General features: G+C 28.8%; 16 protein-coding genes and 1 pseudogene. 12 read left to right on the plus strand and 5 right to left on the minus strand.

Annotated elements, in window-relative coordinates; all coding sequences use genetic code 11:
• The first annotated feature begins 259 nt into the window (after positions 1-259).
• Together KGF50_RS07660 and KGF50_RS07665 are read left to right on the plus strand one after the other, a co-directional pair.
• Positions 260-640, plus strand: a complete 381-nt coding sequence (locus KGF50_RS07660; RefSeq protein WP_227847513.1) for a nucleotidyltransferase domain-containing protein — start codon at positions 260-262, stop codon at positions 638-640.
• Positions 630-1,058, plus strand: a complete 429-nt coding sequence (locus KGF50_RS07665) for a hypothetical protein (RefSeq protein WP_227847514.1) — start codon at positions 630-632, stop codon at positions 1,056-1,058. Before KGF50_RS07660 ends, KGF50_RS07665 begins: the two co-directional genes overlap by 11 nt.
• A gap of 279 nt (positions 1,059-1,337) precedes the next feature.
• On the opposite strand, the gene KGF50_RS07670 is transcribed toward KGF50_RS07665, so the two are convergent.
• Positions 1,338-1,904 (minus strand): CD3073 family putative ECF transporter S component, encoded by a 567-nt coding sequence (locus KGF50_RS07670; RefSeq protein WP_227847515.1) that lies wholly within the window; start codon positions 1,902-1,904, stop codon positions 1,338-1,340.
• Between the two features lie 166 nt (positions 1,905-2,070).
• Between KGF50_RS07670 and KGF50_RS07675 the strand changes: the two genes are divergently transcribed.
• The 6 genes from KGF50_RS07675 to KGF50_RS07700 all read left to right on the plus strand — a co-directional run bounded on the left by KGF50_RS07675 (position 2,071) and on the right by KGF50_RS07700 (position 7,763).
• On the plus strand, positions 2,071-2,592 hold the full coding sequence (locus KGF50_RS07675; RefSeq protein ID WP_227847516.1) for a CD3072 family TudS-related putative desulfidase: 522 nt from the start codon (positions 2,071-2,073) through the stop codon (positions 2,590-2,592).
• A 578-nt stretch (positions 2,593-3,170) separates the two neighbouring features.
• The gene (locus tag KGF50_RS07680; protein WP_255654799.1) at positions 3,171-5,255 is read left to right on the plus strand and encodes a TIM-barrel domain-containing protein; all 2,085 of its coding nucleotides are present in this window, start codon (positions 3,171-3,173) and stop codon (positions 5,253-5,255) included.
• Positions 5,255-6,034, plus strand: coding sequence for a PTS mannose/fructose/sorbose/N-acetylgalactosamine transporter subunit IIC (locus KGF50_RS07685; RefSeq protein ID WP_227847518.1), 780 nt, complete (start codon positions 5,255-5,257; stop codon positions 6,032-6,034). The genes KGF50_RS07680 and KGF50_RS07685 overlap by 1 nt, the downstream gene beginning before the upstream one ends.
• Entirely contained in the window at positions 6,021-6,836 is an 816-nt protein-coding gene (locus KGF50_RS07690; RefSeq protein WP_227847519.1) for a PTS system mannose/fructose/sorbose family transporter subunit IID, read from the plus strand. Before KGF50_RS07685 ends, KGF50_RS07690 begins: the two co-directional genes overlap by 14 nt.
• Before the next feature lie 19 nt (positions 6,837-6,855).
• Positions 6,856-7,338: a PTS sugar transporter subunit IIB gene (locus KGF50_RS07695; RefSeq protein WP_227847520.1), complete on the plus strand. Its 483-nt coding sequence runs from the start codon at positions 6,856-6,858 to the stop codon at positions 7,336-7,338.
• Positions 7,339-7,358: 20 nt separating this feature from the next.
• On the plus strand, positions 7,359-7,763 hold the full coding sequence (locus KGF50_RS07700; RefSeq protein WP_227847521.1) for a PTS sugar transporter subunit IIA: 405 nt from the start codon (positions 7,359-7,361) through the stop codon (positions 7,761-7,763).
• 475 nt (positions 7,764-8,238) lie between these two features.
• Here the strand turns inward: KGF50_RS07700 and KGF50_RS07705 are convergent, their stop codons facing one another.
• Positions 8,239-9,420: an ROK family transcriptional regulator gene (locus tag KGF50_RS07705; protein ID WP_227847522.1), complete on the minus strand. Its 1,182-nt coding sequence runs from the start codon at positions 9,418-9,420 to the stop codon at positions 8,239-8,241.
• Positions 9,421-9,627: 207 nt separating this feature from the next.
• Between KGF50_RS07705 and xylB the strand changes: the two genes are divergently transcribed.
• Positions 9,628-11,175 carry a xylulokinase gene (xylB, locus tag KGF50_RS07710; protein ID WP_413926806.1) on the plus strand — a complete coding sequence of 516 codons (1,548 nt, stop codon included), beginning with the start codon at positions 9,628-9,630 and terminating at the stop codon, positions 11,173-11,175.
• 69 nt (positions 11,176-11,244) lie between these two features.
• Positions 11,245-12,582 carry a xylose isomerase gene (gene xylA, locus KGF50_RS07715; RefSeq protein WP_227847524.1) on the plus strand — a complete coding sequence of 446 codons (1,338 nt, stop codon included), beginning with the start codon at positions 11,245-11,247 and terminating at the stop codon, positions 12,580-12,582.
• A 175-nt stretch (positions 12,583-12,757) separates the two neighbouring features.
• Here xylA and KGF50_RS07720 read toward each other — a convergent pair whose 3' ends face one another.
• Genes KGF50_RS07720 through KGF50_RS07730 form a run of 3 tightly spaced genes read right to left on the minus strand, consistent with a single transcriptional unit; the run spans position 12,758 to position 16,353 of the window.
• On the minus strand, positions 12,758-14,488 hold the full coding sequence (locus KGF50_RS07720) for an alkyl sulfatase dimerization domain-containing protein (protein ID WP_227847525.1): 1,731 nt from the start codon (positions 14,486-14,488) through the stop codon (positions 12,758-12,760).
• 33 nt (positions 14,489-14,521) lie between these two features.
• Positions 14,522-15,565: a DUF1254 domain-containing protein gene (locus tag KGF50_RS07725; RefSeq protein ID WP_227847526.1), complete on the minus strand. Its 1,044-nt coding sequence runs from the start codon at positions 15,563-15,565 to the stop codon at positions 14,522-14,524.
• A 14-nt stretch (positions 15,566-15,579) separates the two neighbouring features.
• Positions 15,580-16,353 carry a sulfite exporter TauE/SafE family protein gene (locus tag KGF50_RS07730; protein WP_227847527.1) on the minus strand — a complete coding sequence of 258 codons (774 nt, stop codon included), beginning with the start codon at positions 16,351-16,353 and terminating at the stop codon, positions 15,580-15,582.
• A 565-nt stretch (positions 16,354-16,918) separates the two neighbouring features.
• On the opposite strand from KGF50_RS07730, the pseudogene KGF50_RS07735 reads away from it, so the two are divergent.
• Positions 16,919-17,509, plus strand: a pseudogene (locus tag KGF50_RS07735) (IS607 family transposase).
• Positions 17,481-18,641: an RNA-guided endonuclease InsQ/TnpB family protein gene (locus tag KGF50_RS07740; protein ID WP_413926807.1), complete on the plus strand. Its 1,161-nt coding sequence runs from the start codon at positions 17,481-17,483 to the stop codon at positions 18,639-18,641. The pseudogene KGF50_RS07735 and the gene KGF50_RS07740 overlap by 29 nt, the downstream one beginning before the upstream one ends.
• Positions 18,642-18,752: the final 111 nt, after the last annotated feature.

Here is an 18,752-nt window from a genome sequence, read left to right on the forward strand (position 1 = left end):
ATATATAATAATTATAAAATAAGATTGTTATGTTACTTTCTAAAATTAAAAAGTATAATAAAAAAGAAAATTTGATAATTATTTAAAGTAATTTTAAATTGAAATTCAATGATTCTGTCAATCAAGTAGATAAATAAAAACTAGAAATGAAAATTGGTTTAAAATAGTTATAAGATAACTTTAATTCATTAATGTAAGGAGCTTTTGAAGGAGAATTATTTAACTAAGTAATATTACATAATTAATATGAGGTGATTAAATGAGAAATATACCAGATGAGATTAGAAGCTCGATAATAAATATATTTCCAAAAGAAAATACTATGGCCATCATAATATTTGGTAGTTATGGAACAGATATGCACACATCAGAAAGTGATATAGATATAGCATGGATTCCTATCAAAAAAGTACCAATTACAGAACTTGCAACAAAAACAGAGGCTCTAAGAAATATATTAGATGTTGATGTAGACTTAAAAATTGTTACAGATAACTATACAATAGCACTTAAAAAGGCTATTTTAGAAGGTGATATTATTTATGAATCTAACGGTTTTAAGGATTATATAAATAATTTCTATTTTGAAAATAGTGATGTAATAGATATCTTAGACTGGAGGGATATGTATGGTAATTAGAAATAAATTGTCTTGGAATTCAATAGAAGAAGTAAATAGGGATTTTGGTTCTTGCTTATATGATTTGCAAAACTTCAAAATACTATATACTAAAGAAGAGATGCCTGAATTATGGGATAGATATGTAAAAGAAGGTTTTAAAAGCTATATGGTCTCATTTCTAGAATTAACAAAAGCAATGTTGTATTACAAATCAATTAATTTAAACATAAAATCTAAGACTTTCTATGATTATCTATTGGCCTGTGAGTATCACAACTTATTGCCAAAAAATTCTTCTATAGTTATAGAAACACTTAGAAAGTTAAGAAATGATGATTCTCATGGATATGATATACCACAGTTTGAAGATATGTATGAGTTGTTTACAGAAAATGAAGAGGTATTTGTTAGTATAAGAAATACTTGTAAAAAATGATTTTTAGTGAAAAGCATTTTAGCTAATATCTAAAATATGTATTCTATATGTTACCATAAAACTCTAAGTGTATTATAAAATAAAAATACAACATCTTAATATAGCTTTAGAATCTAAATTTATATTAAGATGTTGTATTTAATTAAAATTAATACAAATATTGCATAATTAAATCATCAATATTAAAAGTTAATAAAAAAAATATAAAATATCACTATACAAATATATGCATTTAAATTTATTATAAAGATTAACAAATTAGATATGATATACAACTTATTAAGAAGAACTAGATGTACTTCTATTATATTGAGATATAAAACTTTTAGGCATTTTACTTATAAAATACACAACCATAATACAAGATAAAGGCTTGTCTACTATATTGCTAAGGATTCTTGGAAAGAATGCAGCAGTAAATATCTCTTGACCAGATTGAACTAAAAAACCAACCAATAAATCAGCACCACTTCCACTTAAACCACCAAACAATAAAACTGAAATAGGAGTACCAATTAAAGGACAAACAACAGATAGAATTAGTCCTGTAATAATAGCTTCCTTATAACCAAACCCTTTTTTCTTAGAAATATAACCAACGATAAGACCAAGAACAATATTTACAAGAGCAAAAGGTATATTTGTAGGGCCTGATATAACTCCTAAAACCAAGTTTGTACATCCACCAATAAGAGCACCCCAAAAAGGACCTAATACAACAGCCCCAAGCACAGTACCAACTGTATCTAAAAATAATAATGGTATATTTATCATAGATATAGCTATACCTAAGACAATGTTAATAACTATACACATTGAAGAAAATGTTATTTTCTTAGTATTCAATTATAATACCTCCTAAAAAAAATCTATATATTTATCATAGTATAGATTATAAAAGATTACTAATTGTATATTTCTATATAGAATACTATAAATATAGAACGAATGAATAATAAAATTATCAAAATATGTAGTATTATTAAAAGTGAGAATAATTAAGGAGAATATTATGAAAAGAAATAGAGAGATTGTAGTAGTGTGTCATTGTATATTAAACTGTAATTCTAAAGTGGAGGGTTTATCAGAATTTAAAGGTGCACAAAGTATAACAATAGATTTAGTAAATAATGGATATGGAATAATTCAATTACCATGTCCAGAAATGATTATGTATGGAATAAATAGGTGGGGACATGTAAAAGAACAGTTTGACAATTTGTTTTTTAGAGAACAATGTAGACAAATGCTACTACCTTATGTAAGACAGTTTAATGAATATTTAAAAAATAATTATGATATAAAAAGTATTATTGCAATAGATGGTAGTCCAAGTTGTGGATATAATAAGACCTGTAGTTCTAAAAATTGGTTTGGTGAATTGAGTGGTTGCAAGGATTTGATGAATAAAATAAATGATGTTCAAATGGTAGAAGGAAAAGGTATTTTTATAGATGAGTTAGAAAAATTACTTAATGAATATAATTTAGAAATACCTATAGTTGGATTTGATGAACTTAGAGAAGATAAGTAAGTGAAAATTTTATTGATATATGCTTAAGAAGTATGATATATGCTAATTTTCTTATATCTAAAGAACATCAATATAATAATAAAATATTGTAAAGGATATATGTGTATCTATGAATTAATTGCATATGAAGAAGAAGTGAAATTTTCATGGTGTAATGAATAATAAGTATATATAAGCATCACTTGTTGATATATATTAATGAAGTTTCTGACAATTTTAAAATTAAAATAATAAGATATTTGAGAATACTAGTTTTTATCCACTAGTATTTTTTGTTTTTTACTTGTATTGGATTTATCACATTATATAAAAATTAAAATTAATGAAAAGTCACAAAAAGATAAAATAAAGGAGAGTTAAGACATCTCGAAACTATTATCTATAACTAAATTGGAAAATTATATCAAATTTTGGAAAACGATTGACAAAGAGAGGCAAATAAAGTATATTATTAGTAAGTTAGTTTAATGTACAAATAAATTGTATGCAATGTTTAATATATAAAATTAAGATATTAGACTGAGTTATTTAATTTTAAAGTACATCAAAATGGAATATTAAATTATCGATTTAGGAGGATGGCTGTGGTAAGAATATTTGAAGATTATATTGAAAAAAGATTTGACAATGAACTACTGCGAATAGAAGCATGGGGAAAAAACTCTTTACGTATTAGGTCATTTGTCGACCAAAATTTTATTGATGAAAATTATGCTCTTAATGAAAAACCTAAGTTGAATAAAGAAGATATTGAAATCGAGAAGAGTGAAGATGGTAGTGTAAGTATTAAAAATGGAAAAGTAAAGGCTGTCTTAGACCATAGAGATAGAATTACTTTTTATAATGATAAAAATGAAATACTGTTAAAGGAATTTATTAGATTAAGAGCTGTAAAACATGATGATGGTGGAGAGGATGTAGGAACCATTGAAATTACCAGAGACTTTAACTCTACACTTAAATTAAAATCAAGAGAATATAAGCCGAGTTATAGTGGAGAATTTGAAGTAACTACTAGATTTGAGTCTGAACCTTGTGAAAAGGTTTTTGGGATGGGACAATACCAGCATGAATTTCTAGATTTAAAGAATACAGTTTTGGAATTAGCACAAAGAAATTCTCAAATATCAGTTCCTTATTATATTTCTAGTTTAGGTTATGGATTTTTATGGAATAATCCAGGGATTGGAAGAGTATCTTTTGCCAAGAACATGACAGAATGGAAGATGTTCTCTACAAACTTTATAGATTATTGGATTACTTGTGGAGAAAACCCAAAAGAGTTAAGTAAAAATTACTCTCAAGTTACAGGAACTGTACCTATGATGCCTGAAAACCTATTAGGTCTATGGCAAAGTAAATTAAGATATAGAACTTCGGAAGAAGTTTTGGATGTTGTGAAAGAATACTCAAAAAGAGGTATTAAACTTTCATCAATTGCAATAGACTATTTTCATTGGCCTAAGCAAGGGGAATATAAATTTGACTTAGATTATTGGCAAAATCCTAAGGAATTAGTTAAAAAACTGAAAGAAGAGTATTCAGTAGAACCAATAGTATCTGTATGGCCTACAGTTCAAAGTGATGCAGAAAATTACAATGATTATTTAGAAAATGGCTATTTGGTTAATGTTAATCGTGGCGTTAGAATGACAATGCAAATTCAGGGAAATACAGTCTTTGTAGATATGACAAACAAAAACGCAAGGGAATATGTTTGGGATAGAATAGATAAAAATTATAAGCAACTTGGAATTGATTATTATTGGTTAGATGTAGCTGAACCAGGATATTCTGTTTATGATTTTGATAATTATAGATATAAAAAAGGAAATGTTTTGAGCTGTGGAAATATTTATCCTATTGATTATTTAAAAATGATTTATGATGGTTTACATGATAATACAGAATCTGTTGTTACTCTTGTAAGAGGAGCTTGGGCAGGAGCTCAAAAGTATGGGGCTTTAGTATGGTCTGGAGACATTGATTCTAGTTTTGAGGCTTTTAATAATCAAGTAAATACAGGGTTGAATATGGGACTAGCAGGTATACCTTGGTGGACTACAGATATTGGAGGTTTCCATGGAGGAAATCCTAAAGACCCAGAGTTTAGAGAACTTATGGTAAGATGGTTCCAATATGCTACTTTTTCACCAATTTTGAGAATGCATGGAGATAGGTTACCTCACAGTAAGCCATTATCAAATAAAGGTGGTGGTTCGATGGTTACTGGAGCTCCTAATGAGATATGGTCTTATGGTGAAGAGGTTGAAGGAATTCTTACAAAGTTTATAAAAATCAGGGAAAGTTTAAAAGTTTATTTAAAAGATTTAATGAAGGAAGCTCATGAAGATGGAACGCCAGTTATGAGAACTCTATTTTATGAATTTCCCGAAGATGATAAAACTTGGGAGATTGATAATACATATATGTTTGGAGAGGAAATTTTGGTTGCTCCAATAATGAATTATAAAGACAGAAGTAGAAAAGTATATTTGCCAAAAGGATATACATGGGAAAATATATTTAGTGGAATTAGTTATGAAGGTGGAGAAGTTTATGAAATAGAATGCCCACTTGAAGAAATTCCTATTTTCTTAAAGCAAAATTCTAAGCATAGCTTTGAAGAAGTAAAAAATATTTTGAGAGAGGTGAAATCATAATGGAGCCACAATTATGGCAATTATTATTAATCGTAGTATATGGATTTTTTATAAACTATGAAAAAAATTCAACAATGTTTGGGACATATCAACCAGTAACAGCAGGTTTTATTACGGGGCTTATATTAGGTGATATAAATACAGGTCTATATATTGGGGGTACATTACAATTACTATCATTAGGGATTAGTAATTTTGGTGGAGCATCAATTCCTGATTATCAAACAGCAAGTATAGTAGCTACATTTATAACTATTACAACTGGCCAAGAAGCATCTGTAGGAATTTCTATAGGTATTCCAGTTGCTTTGTTGATGGTACAGTTAGATGTACTTAGAAACACTATTGGTATATGGCTAGTTCATAAAGCAGAAGATGGAGCTAAAAAAGGAAATTATAAAAATATAACATATATGCAAATGCTAGGAGTATTATTAACAGCAGCTACAACAGGTATTCCAGTTGCTTTAGCTGTAATATTTGGGCCTTCTTTGGTTGATACTATTTTAAAATATACACCTGAATGGTTAACAGGTGGTTTAACAGTAGCTGGAGGGTTACTTCCAGCAGTAGGAATAGGATTATTACTTAGATATCTTCCTGCCAAAGAGTACTTTAGTTATTTAGTGATTGGATTTGTTTTAGCAGTCTATATGAAAGTACCATTATTAGGTGTGGCTTTAATCGGAGGAGCAATCGCCCTTATAATTTATAAAAAGAATGTGGAAAATCAAGCACAACAATATACTGTAGTAGGAGGTATGGATGAAGATGAGTGATAATATGTCATCAAATAAATCAAATGAAAAAATCAAAAAAAGTGTTTTATGGCGCTGGTTTTTTACTAGTTCTGTCTCTTCAAACTATGAGAAGATGCAAGCTTTAGCATATTGTTATGCAGTATTACCATTTTTAAAAACAGTATATAAAGATAAGCCAGAAAAACTTCAAAATGCTGTATTAAATCATTTACAATTTTTTAATACTAATCCATGGGTTGCACCTTATATTTTGGGTATTAATGTAGCTATGGAGGAGTTATCAAGTGAAGATACTGAAGAGGCTGTTGCTTCAATTAAAACAGGATTGATGGGACCAGTAGCAGGTCTAGGAGATAGTTTATTTGTTGTTATTCCATGGACAATTTTTGGAGCTATAGCAGCTAATATGGCACTAGATGGAAGTCCATTTGGAATCTTATTATGGATTGTAGTAAGTGTAGCATTGAAACTATTAAGTATACCACTATTTAATGCAGGTTATACATCAGGGACTAAACTGATATCTTCAATTGAAAGAAGTTTAAAAATCTTAACTGAGAGTACTTCTATTTTAGGGTTAATGGTTGTAGGTGCCTTAATACCTTCTGTAGTAAAAGCTAATGTTGCTCTGAACTTTCAACAAGGTGACTTTACAATGAAAGGTCAAGAAATATTAGACCAAATTATGCCTGGTTTAGTTCCTGCAATTTTAGTTGTTATTGTTTATTGGGCTCTTAAAAAGAACATAAAACCAATATACTTAATTTTGGGTGTAATGGTTGTTTCAATAATTCTATATGCGTTAGGTATTTTAAAATAAGGAAAGGGTGATATTAGATATGGAAATGAAAGGAATTAAAAATATTCGTATTGATGACCGTTTAATTCATGGTCAAGTTGCAACTATGTGGAGTAATAAATTAGGTGTTACAAGATTAATGGTAGTAAATGATGCAGTAGCTAATAATTCTGTTCAAAAACAAGTTCTAAGAATGGCGACACCTGCAGGTATAGCATCATCTATAATTACAGAAGAAACTGCTATAAAAAATATTACTTCTGGTAAGTATGAAGGACAAAATGTATTATTAATTGTAAAATCTCCTGTTGACCTTATTCCGTTTATAGAAGCAGGATTAAAAATACATAATATAAATGTTGGAAATATGTCAAGTAGAAAGAACACAACTGTGTTAAAGCCGAATATCAGTGTTACTGAAGAAGAAAAAGAAGCATTCAAAAAACTCCTAGATGAAGGAATTGAAATTACAACTATAATGACGCCTGATGATAAGAAAACTTATCTTGTAGATATTTTATAAAATTAGAGAGGTGTATTAAAGTGAATAGTATTATTTTGATGAGTCATGGAAATATGGCTGAAGAAGTTTTGAATTCTGCTAAAATGATAATAGGGGATACTATAGATTATCCTACTGTAAATATGAAGCAAGATGATGGAATTGAAGGAACAATAGAAAAACTAAAAAAAGCTTTAGAAGTATATAAAGAAAGTTCAGAAATAACTATAATGGTGGATTTAATAGGTGGAACGCCATGCAATGCAGCTTTATTAGAGGCCAATAGTGATAGTAGAATTAAAATCATTTCAGGGCTAAATTTAGGTATGGTTATTGAATCAGCTTTTTCAGATGCAAAAGAACTAGCAGTAAAGTTAGAGAAGATAGGTAAAGACAATATTTCTATAGTTGAACCTACAATGGGTTTATTATCTGATGATGAATAGAAACCTTATATTAATATTTAATTAATGTGCAACTTTTAAGAAAGATACTATAAATAATCTTATGTAAACTCTAGGATAAATTTAATTTTAGAATTTATACTTTAAAGGGGTTATGGCTGTGTAGTCATAACCCTTATTTAAGATTATTACTATTTTTATAAAAATAGCATCTATCTAAAACTATTCTTAAATTTTTTGACTTTAATAATAACTGTAACTAATATTTTATTAATATGAATATTTAATCGATTTAATACTTTAGGTCAGGTTCTAAAACTTTGAATTCACTTATATATAATACTTGAAGTTATTAAATAAAGTGATTTATGAAGTGATTCATCTGTTGTAAATGTCGATTTAGATGTAGTTACCTTTTTCAGTATTCCATTACAATTATAGTATAAGTAATGGCTTTTAATTCGTCTAGATATTAAAAAATGTAACTAGCTTTTCAAGCTAGTTTTTAGATTACTCATTATAGTGTAGTTATTTTATCATTTATTTCGTTCATTAAAGTTAAATTTTGTATGTTTAGAAAGCTCTTAATATTTACAGCAGAACCACCATATAGAGATGCCTCAGACCCTAATAATGAAATTTCTATATTTATACCTTTGTTAAAAGAACTAACTAACATATCTTTTGTAATCTGTAATATCTCAGGGATATCTCTAATTATTTGGCTATTTAAATAGATTATCTCAGGAGCATAAGTTGCAATAGCATTATTTATAGCTATTGATAAGTAACTGCAAAAATCTTGAATAACTTTCTTAGTATTTTGATTATTTGCATAGTATAGCTGTTTTACCGTATTAGAATCTATCTTAGATATATTTTCTAAAGAAGAAAGTTGTTCAAATACTTTTTTCTCTGAACAATATTGTTCTAAACATCCAAGGTTTCCACAAGGACAGGGTTTACCATTAGGCATGATAATAGTGTGACCAATTTCACCACTCATACCATTTCTACCATTATACAATTTATTATTTATTATAATGCCTGAACCGAATCCACTGTGAATACTAAGACTAAGTAGTGAATTATGTACAGTTGAGAAAGTACTCTCAGCTAAAGCAGTTAAGTTTGCTTCATTTTCTATATGAATAGGGAAGTCGTATTTCTCACTAAGGATACTATATAAATCAATCTCATTAAGATTATAATATGGAGTAAACAGTATTTTATTTTCACAAGTAATCCCATGTATAGCCAGAGTGAATCCTATTACATCATAAGGAGTGTCTATTTTGGATATATTATAACTATTTATGATTTCATCTATTAGTTGTATGACATTATCTTTATTTACCTGTATATCTGTCAAGTTTTTTGAATTTACAATAGTTCCATCTAAATAAGATAGAGAAGAAAATATATAGTCATATCCAATATCCATACTTAAAGAAATCCCTGCACATTTATTAAATACTAAAAGTATGGGTTTTCTTCCACCACTATGAGTGCTATTTCCAATTCCTATCTCATGGACTAGAGATTCATCAATAAGTTTTTTTGTAATAGCAGATATAGTTGCTTTGTTTAATCCTATGGTAGAGGCGATACTTGCCCTAGAAATAGGACCATTTTTTATAATTTGTTCAAGTACCAATCTTTCATTCATTTCTCGAATAGTGTATTTATCAGTAACCAATTTGACATTCCTCCTTAAAATAATATTGTAATACTTTTTAGTTAAAAATAAAAGGTTATTTTGCATTGACAAAGATAATTAAATATTTTATTATTAGTTCATAAGTTAGTTTAATATACTAACAAAAATAAAGCAAGTAAAATATATCTAAATATAAAAAATTTGCAATAGGAAAACGGTAATTATAAAGCACTATCTCAAGGAGGGATTAAATTGGAGTATGTATTAGGTGTAGATATTGGTACATCAGGTACTAAAACTGTCTTATTTGATAAATTAGGAAATACTATAGAAAGCTGTACATATGAATATCCTCTTATACAAGAGAAATCAGACTGGGCAGAACAGGATGCTAATGACTGGTGGGAAGCTGTAGTAAAATCTATAAGACATGTAATTCAAAGTTCAAATATAAGTAGTGAATATATAAAAGGAATTGGATTATCAGGACAGATGCATGGCCTAGTTATGTTAGATAAAGAAGGTAATACATTAAGAAACTCTATAATATGGTGCGACCAACGTACAATAAAAGAATGTGAAGAGATAACTGATTTAGTAGGAAAAGAAAGATTAATTGAAATAACTGCTAATCCAGCACTTACAGGTTTTACAGCATCAAAAATATTATGGGTTAGAAATAATGAACCTGATATTTACGGAAATACTAATAAAATACTTCTTCCAAAAGATTATATAAGATACAAGTTGACAGGAGAATATGCTACAGAAGTATCAGATGCAAGTGGTATGCAGTTACTTGATATAAGTAAAAGAAATTGGAGTGATGAAGTCCTTGAAAAATTGAATATAGATAAAAGCCTTTTAGGGAAAGTTTATGAATCTCAAGAAATTACAGGATATGTGACTAAAGAGGTAGCAAACTTAACAGGGCTTGAGGAAGGAACAATAGTTGTAGGTGGAGCTGGAGACCAAGCAGCAGGAGCTATAGGAAATGGAATAGTTAAAGAAGGGGTAGTTTCATCTACTATTGGCACATCAGGGGTGGTATTTGCATATACAAAAGAACCTAAAATTGATAAAGAAGGTAGAGTTCATACTTTCTGTCACGCAGTACCAAATACATGGCATGTTATGGGCGTTACTCAAGGGGCAGGATTATCATTAAAATGGTTTAAGGATAATTTCTGTCAAAGAGAAATAGAAATTTCAAAATCTTTAGAGAAAGATGTATATGAAATTATAAGTGGGCAAGTAGGTCAGGTTCCATCAGGATGTAATGGATTACTTTACTTACCATATATGATGGGAGAGAGGACTCCTCATCTTGACCCTTATGCTAGAGGTGTGTTCTTTGGATTATCTCCAATGCACTCTAAAAAAGAAATGGCGAGAGCAATTATGGAGGGTGTTTCGTACAGTTTAAAAGACTGTATGGATATAATACAAAGTCTTAATATAGAAGTTAATGAAGTAAGAGCCTCTGGTGGAGGAGGAAAAAGTAAAGTCTGGAGACAGATGCAGGCAGATATGTTTAATCAAGATGTATATACTATAAACTCAAGTGAAGGTCCAGCACTGGGAGTTGCAATTCTTGCATTAGTAGGTGCAGGTATATATGAAAATATACAACAAGCTTGCAATGTCATAATAAAAACTTCAACTAAGTTAGAGCCAATAAGTGAAAATGTGGACATATACAAGAGATATCATAAATTGTATAAAAAACTATATAAATCTTTAAAAGATGATTTTAAGATGTTGGATGAGGCAGTTAACTTTAAAGATAAATAATTAAAACAGTTTTAAACTGATAAAAAATATTACATACATCATATGTGTAAAACATTGGGAGGATATAAAATGAGTGAAATATTTAAAGGAATAGGGCAGATAAAATTTGAAGGAATAAATCCTAAAAATGAGTTAGCATTTAGATACTACAATCCTGAGCAAGTAGTAGGAGATAAGACTATGAAAGAGCACTTAAGGTTTGCAATGAGTTACTGGCATACTTTATGTGGAGAAAGTAACGACCCGTTTGGAGTAGGTACAGTAGATAGACCTTGGAACAACATGACAAATCCAATGGAAATAGCAAAATTTAAAGTTGATGCAGGATTTGAATTTATGACTAAGATGGGGATTGAGTATTTCTGTTTCCATGATAGAGATATAGCTCCAGAAGGAAAAGATTTAGCTGAAACAAATAAAATATTAGATGAAATAGTTGAGTACATAAAGCTTAAAATGAAAGAAACAGGAATAAAATTATTATGGGGAACTGCTAATATGTTTGGTAATCCAAGATTTGTTCATGGGGCATCTACAACTTGTAATGCTGATGTTTACGCTTATGCAGCAGCTCAAGTGAAAAAGGCTATGGAAGTGACTAAGTATTTAGGTGGAGAAAACTTTGTATTTTGGGGTGGAAGAGAAGGTTATGAAACTTTACTTAATACTAATACAGAACTTGAAATGGATAACTTTGCAAGATTTCTACAAATGGCTGTAGATTATGCTAAAGAAATCGGATTTACTGGACAATTCTTAATAGAACCTAAGCCAAAGGAGCCTACTAAACATCAATATGATTTTGATACTGCTACAGTTTTAGGATTCTTAAGAAAGTACAATTTAGATAAATATTTCAAAATGAATATAGAAGCAAATCATGCAACACTTGCAGGTCATACTTTCCAACATGAATTAAATATAGCTAGAATAAACAATGTTTTAGGAAGTGTTGATGCAAATCAAGGAGATTTATTATTAGGATGGGATACAGACCAATTTCCAACAAATATATATGATGCAACACTTGCAATGTATGAAGTGTTAAAACAAGGTGGAATAGCACCAGGTGGATTTAACTTTGACTCTAAAGTAAGAAGAGCATCTTTTGAAGTAGAAGATTTATTCTTAGCTTATATTGCAGGAATGGATACATTTGCAAAAGGATTATTAATAGCTCATAAATTATTAGAGGATGAAGTATTTGAAAACTTTACTAAAGATAGATATATAAGCTTTAGTGAAGGTATAGGTAAAGATATAGTAGAAGGTAAAGTTGGATTTAAGGAATTAGAAACTTATGCACTTCAAATGACAACTATAAAGAATAAGTCTGGAAGACAAGAAATGTTAGAAAATATACTTAATAGGTATATATATGAAGTTGATACAATTTGTAGCAAGTAGTTGTATAGTTATGAATCTTAACTGATTAAATAAAAACTAGAGAGTATTCTCTAGTTTTTATTTTAAAGTAGGAGACTAAAGATACAAAGTAAGAGGCTAAAGATACTAAAAATAAATTTAAATTACAACAAAGTGCCTACATTTGAATAATAAATCCAAAATAGGCACTTTAAAATTATTGTAACCAGAATGGCATATCTACAAATGGAGTAAATTCATCAAATAAGTCTAAATAATCTTGAACTTTTTGTGGGTCATTACATTTTGCTAGGCCATTTTCAATAGTTTCAATAATATTAACTTCTTTTGTGATTAGCTTTGCCCAGATTTCTTTGGATGCATCAATTGAAATATCAGCTTCTATATCACTATCTTGACCATGTATTTCAATAATTCCTCTACGTAATTCTAAATTAAATACTTCATTAGTATCAGTTACACATGCTAATAGAGTCATATGAACAGCAGAACTTTTAGGACCATTTAGCTTAACTTTAAAAGATTCAAACATAGCTTTGGATGTTAGACCTATAAATGAGTTTGAAAAAGGAGGGAATCCTGCATTGGCTCCACCTTGTTTTACTATTTGTTCAAAGGTTCCATCTAATGCCATAGCACTAGTTAGATACCAATTACGCCAAGTGGCATTTTCTGTTTGGTATCCAAGCATACGAACAGCAGATGCTTTAAGGTTTCTAGCTTCCATATCGTTATTATTTATACGGATAGGGTAATTTAATATTTCTGCGGCCCATTCATAATCTTTTTCATCGATAGCCTTTTTAGCTTCAGTTAATATTACTTCACGGCCCCCCATAATTTTTATATATTTTTTAGCTGCATCCTTAGGATAAATAGGATTTAATTTACTTGTTTCACCATTAAACCAGCCTATATATTGGTCATAAACACCTTTAATTCCTTGTTTAAAAGTTCCATAAAATTCACCTAAACGTTCTCTTTGAAATAGATGAGGGGGAAGTTGTCCTAATTCATTTATTGCATAATCAGGCGTATATCCCATATTTATAAGTCTAACTGCTTGGTCATGAGTATATTGTATAGCATCTCTGTAGTCTGTTAGAAGCGAAGTACATGCATCTTTACCATGTAATGGTCTCATATGAGTTCCAACTAAATAATGTGGTTGATACTTACGAATTTTATCAATTCCTGTATACCATTTCTTAGCATCACGAACAGTACCTCTAACAGTATATATGTTAGGAAATATTTCACCTTGAACAGCATCTCCAACAAACATTATCTTTTCTTTAGGTAAAAATACACATATAGCATCTTCAGTTTCTGCTTCACAGTGGAATAACTCTAAATCAACACCTGATATAGTAATTTTCAATCCATTTTCAACAGATACAAATGTGTTTGGTGTAATAAATTTATTAGAACCTTTAGATAAAACAGGTCCACAGCCTAAGTTAACATAGCCATGTTCTCCCTTGGGAAGTATGGAACCATACATCCAAACAGCTCTTCCCATTCTAATATCTAACAATTCTCCACTAGCTTGAGAGAAATGTTTTATAAATGTTTCATCAACAATAACTAAAACTTCTTTATTTTGGCTTTGTTCTTGACTTACACAGACACTCATACCGCCCCAATGGTCACCATGATTATGAGAAACTATTACTGCTTTGATTGGTTTATCAGTGATTTTACGAAAACCTTTCATTACTTCTTCCATCATTTCTATAGTTTCAGCTGGGTCTATGATTATAATACCGTCAGTTCCTTCAATCATAACTGGATAAGATAATCCAAATCCAACAGCGCTATATACATTTTCACCTGTTTTATAAATTTTTTGTTCCATTGTTTTAGAATGTTCTGTCAATCTAGGATTAACAAACTTCGATTTTTCAGTATAAGCAAAATTACTCATAGATATAACTCCTTTTAAATATTAAAAATTTTATTAGTTTACTCTAGTAACAACAGGAGGTAACCATTTACCACAGATAGCATCTTCACTTGGATCATATAATCTTAAAGTCATGTAAAATTTCTCTGTAGGAGATGGTAGCCAATTTGCTATTTTATTTTCATCTTTTGGACGTTTATTTTGTATATAGATTATTAGTGAACCATCTTCATTATAGACTAATCCTTTTGTACGGTCTCCAATAGAGTAACGGTCAATTTCATTGTCTACTAAGAATGCATTTTTAAACAAGTACATTGTTAATGACCAAAATTGACTGACTGGAGAAAGTTCATTATTGATAAGCTCTTTTGCCTTATCGCAAGCCTCAGTTAATATATCATCAGGAAATTCTTTTAGTTGGTTAGGCGATAATAACACATTCGGCTCAATATTTAATTTTGGCATTAATGAAAGTATGTTACTAAGAGTTTCAAAAAATTCATGGTAATTTGAATTTTTATATGTTGGCAAATCCTTAGTATTATAGTTATCATAATATGCATTATTAGAGAGCTGTGAAAGTCTATATATTTTAAATTTGGTTTGGATATCTTTAATTTCTTGAATATCATTTTTGTCATTTATAAGAATTCTTAAAAATGCTAATGCAAGAGGTGTATTACTTTTAATTATGTGAGTATTTTGAGGTAAATTACCAACCCAATCTGGACCAATAATGACAAATTTGCCTGGCTCTGTTCCAGTTAATCTTCTACCAATATTAGTAATTGTCTCTGTAAATAAGTCTAATAGTTGTATAGAATAGTATCTATCATTAGTGTTGGGTACTTCTATTATTACAGGTTCTTCACGTAAGTCAAGCCAAGCTCTTGAGTATGTAGTATCATTGTTTGGTGCTGGTATAAATGATGTTTTTGGTGATGCTACAGTAGCAGTATGAGCAAATTCATTAAAATTTGTTAATTTAGTTTGGGGATTCATAATCTGTATATATAGTAAATAGTACATACCTACTATTGGATATCCATATATATAAGTATTTTTAACTATTTCAAGTAAATCATTTTTATTCATTGAAAATTTCTCTTTTAAAATAATCTTACTATGTTCCATAAACATGTTATTATCACAAATAACATAACAGCATTATAAGCAATGGTTAATTTGGTCTTACTTATTTTTTTATTAATAGAAGTACCTAATAACCCACCTAAAATTGCTGCAAGGATTATGTATAATAACATTGATATATCAAGACCTAAAGGTATAGAGTTTGAAATTAATAGAGTTACTATTTTTGAAGCTTGAGAGAATAGTATCAGTATTATTGAGTTAACAGATGCATTCTTTAAATCCATTGAGAAAAATAATGTCAGAGCTGTTATGTTTATAGGGCCACCACCTATTCCTAAAAAAGATGAAATCATTCCTAAAGTATATCCAAGTAAAATTATAAATATACGATTCTTTATATGGAATTGTTTTTTATTAGGTAGATTTATGTATATTAATATAGATATTAATAAAGTAAAAAGAAGTCCATTCTGAATTATTTTTATAAATTTATCTTTGTTAATAAATTCAACTATAAATTCAAATATTTCAGTACCAATTAAACCTCCTAAAATTGCCCCACTTCCAAGTAATATAGTTGTTGGTTTTTCAAAGCTAGTTTTATATTTAATATGTTTAATAACAGCCGAACAAGACATAGTAAATACTGCACAAGTTGATAAAAAGCTTATAACTGAAGCATCTAGTGTAGTTACTGCATCTAACACTGGTTTTATAATAACGCCTCCACCAAGTCCAGAAATTGCTCCTACAATAGATGCAATAAATCCTACTATGAAAAATATCATATGTGTTTCTCCTATCCTAAAGTTTTACGCTAATTTTATTAATAGTAAGTATGCCCTAAAACAGTAAAATAATATCTGTATTTAGACATAAAAAGAAAATTATTTAAATAATAATCTCGCTTTAGAGTAGCTATATTCAATTACTATAATGCGGATGTTTACGTTTATTTAGCAGATTAAGTGAAGAAGGATATGGATAAAAAATCGTCTGAAAGATTTTATATTGATAGTGGGTTTCCAAATGCCTTTGAGATAAAACATATATAACACTAAGTAAAAAATAAGCTATAATAAACTTATTAAGAAGTTATATATACAGATGCTAGTGTAGTTGCTTTACATAAAGAAAATATGAATGTAAAATAAGTTATTTCATAAAAATCCAAGAAAACTTAATTTATATGATAAAATATATAAATGATAAGCTTACATGTTTAGTATTAGAAAAAAGGAGTTATAATTAGAAAATAAAAATATATTTAAATATAATCAAATATAGTATCATATAATCACAGAAAGGTGTGATTATATGAGTAAACATTATAAGCCTAAATAATTTGCAGAATTGTTAAATATGTCAGTTATAACTCTGCAAAGATGGGATAATTATGGTAAATTAAAGTCATTTAGAACGCCTACAAATAGAAGGTATTACACTTATGAACAATATCTAGAATATACAGGAATACATAAAGAAACAGATAATAGAAAAATAGTTATTTATACAAGGGTTTCAACCTCTAATCAAAAAGATGATTTAAAAAATCAAGTTGAATTTCTTAGACAATATGCTAATTCTAAAGGAATAATAGTAGATGAAGTCATTGAGGATTATGGAAGCGGGTTAAATTATAATTGCAAAAAATAGAATAAACTTATTGATAGTTGTATGACTAATGAAGTAAGTACAATTATAATAACTCATAAAGATAGATTTATTCGTTTTGGATATGATTAGTTTGAAAGATTTTTAACTAAATTCAATGTAGAGATTATAGTTGTAAATAATGAAAGTCTTTCACCTCAAGAAGAATTAGTTCAAGATATAATATCAATACTTCATATTTTTAGTTGTCGCATATATGGATTAAGAAAATACAAGAAAAAGATTAGAGAGGATGAAGATGTTGAAAAGAGCATACAAGATAGAGATTAACCCCACTGATGAACAAAAATCTAAAATACACAAAACTATTGGTGTATCAAGGTTTATATACAACTTCTATATTGCTCATAATAAAGAACTTTATGAAAGAGAAGGAAAATTTATCAGTGGAATTGATTTTTCAAAATGGCTAAATAATGAATATATACCTAATAATCAAGATATGAAATGGATTAAAGAAGTATCTTCTAAAGCTACCAAACAAGCTATTATGAATGGAGATAAAGCATTTAAAGATTTCTTTAAAAAGATTAAAGGATTTCCCAAGTTCAAGAAAAAGAAAAACCAAGATGTAAAAGCTTATTTCCCTAAGAATAATAAAACTGATTGGAGCCTAGAAAGACATAGAGTTAAAATACCAACTCTTGGGTGGATAAAGTTAAAAGAGTTTGGTTATATTCCTACAAATTCAATAGTTAAGAGTGGTACTGTTAGTCAAAAAGCTAATAGATATTATGTGTCTATATTAGTTGAAGAAGATGATATAGAGCTATCAAAGTCTACTAATGAAGGTATAGGTATCGATGTAGGATTAAAAGAATTCGCTATATGTAGTGATGGAAGCAAGTTTAAAAACATAAATAAAACTTCAGTAGTTAAGAAAGTTGAAAAGAAATTAAAAAGAGAACAGATAAAACTTTCAAGGAAATATGAAAGTTTAAAAATAAGAAATAAAATAGAAGAAGGGAGAGCTACTCGTCAAAATATCCAAAAGCAAGTAGTTAAAGTACAAAAACTCCATCAAAGATTAGTTAATATAAGAACTGATGATATTAATAAAACTGTATCTTCGATTATAAAGCAAAAACCAAGCTATATAACTATTGAAGATTTAGCAGTTTCTAATTTGATGAAAAATAAGCATTTATCAAAGGCTATAGCAAGTCAGAAGTTCTTTGAGTTCAAAACTAAACTAATGTCTAAGTGTAAGCAAAGCAATATAGAACTTAGAATTGTTGATAGATTTTATCCATCATCAAAGACTTGTAGCCAGTGTGGAGAGATTAATAAGAATTTAAAACTTAAAGATAGAGTTTATAAATGTAGTTGTGGTTTATCTATTGATAGAGATTTAAATGCAAGTATTAATCTTAAAAATGCTAAAAAATATAAGATAGTTTAAATACAAAGTAATTCGCCCACACGTGCCTTAAAAGCACTTATATATGTACAGAAGGCTAACTTCGGAATTTAAGCCTTTGGAGAACTATACCAAATCGTAGTAGCTTAGGCA

The sequence above is a fragment of the Clostridioides sp. ZZV15-6598 genome (genome assembly GCF_020657705.1).
Lineage (GTDB): Bacteria > Bacillota > Clostridia > Peptostreptococcales > Peptostreptococcaceae > Clostridioides > Clostridioides difficile_F.

Excerpts from the sequence above, each read along its gene's own strand:
- KGF50_RS07675 (WP_227847516.1), top strand. The coding sequence starts at position 2,071 with ATGAAAAGAAATAGAGAGATTGTAGTAGTGTGTCATTGTATATTAAAC.
- KGF50_RS07720 (WP_227847525.1), bottom strand. The coding sequence starts at position 14,488 with ATGAGTAATTTTGCTTATACTGAAAAATCGAAGTTTGTTAATCCTAGA.
- KGF50_RS07665 (WP_227847514.1), top strand. The coding sequence starts at position 630 with ATGGTAATTAGAAATAAATTGTCTTGGAATTCAATAGAAGAAGTAAAT.
- KGF50_RS07680 (WP_255654799.1), top strand. The coding sequence starts at position 3,171 with ATGGCTGTGGTAAGAATATTTGAAGATTATATTGAAAAAAGATTTGAC.
- xylA (WP_227847524.1), top strand. The coding sequence starts at position 11,245 with ATGAGTGAAATATTTAAAGGAATAGGGCAGATAAAATTTGAAGGAATA.
- KGF50_RS07690 (WP_227847519.1), top strand. The coding sequence starts at position 6,021 with ATGAAGATGAGTGATAATATGTCATCAAATAAATCAAATGAAAAAATC.
- KGF50_RS07730 (WP_227847527.1), bottom strand. The coding sequence starts at position 16,353 with ATGATATTTTTCATAGTAGGATTTATTGCATCTATTGTAGGAGCAATT.
- KGF50_RS07660 (WP_227847513.1), top strand. The coding sequence starts at position 260 with ATGAGAAATATACCAGATGAGATTAGAAGCTCGATAATAAATATATTT.
- KGF50_RS07685 (WP_227847518.1), top strand. The coding sequence starts at position 5,255 with ATGGAGCCACAATTATGGCAATTATTATTAATCGTAGTATATGGATTT.
- KGF50_RS07695 (WP_227847520.1), top strand. The coding sequence starts at position 6,856 with ATGGAAATGAAAGGAATTAAAAATATTCGTATTGATGACCGTTTAATT.
- KGF50_RS07725 (WP_227847526.1), bottom strand. The coding sequence starts at position 15,565 with ATGAATAAAAATGATTTACTTGAAATAGTTAAAAATACTTATATATAT.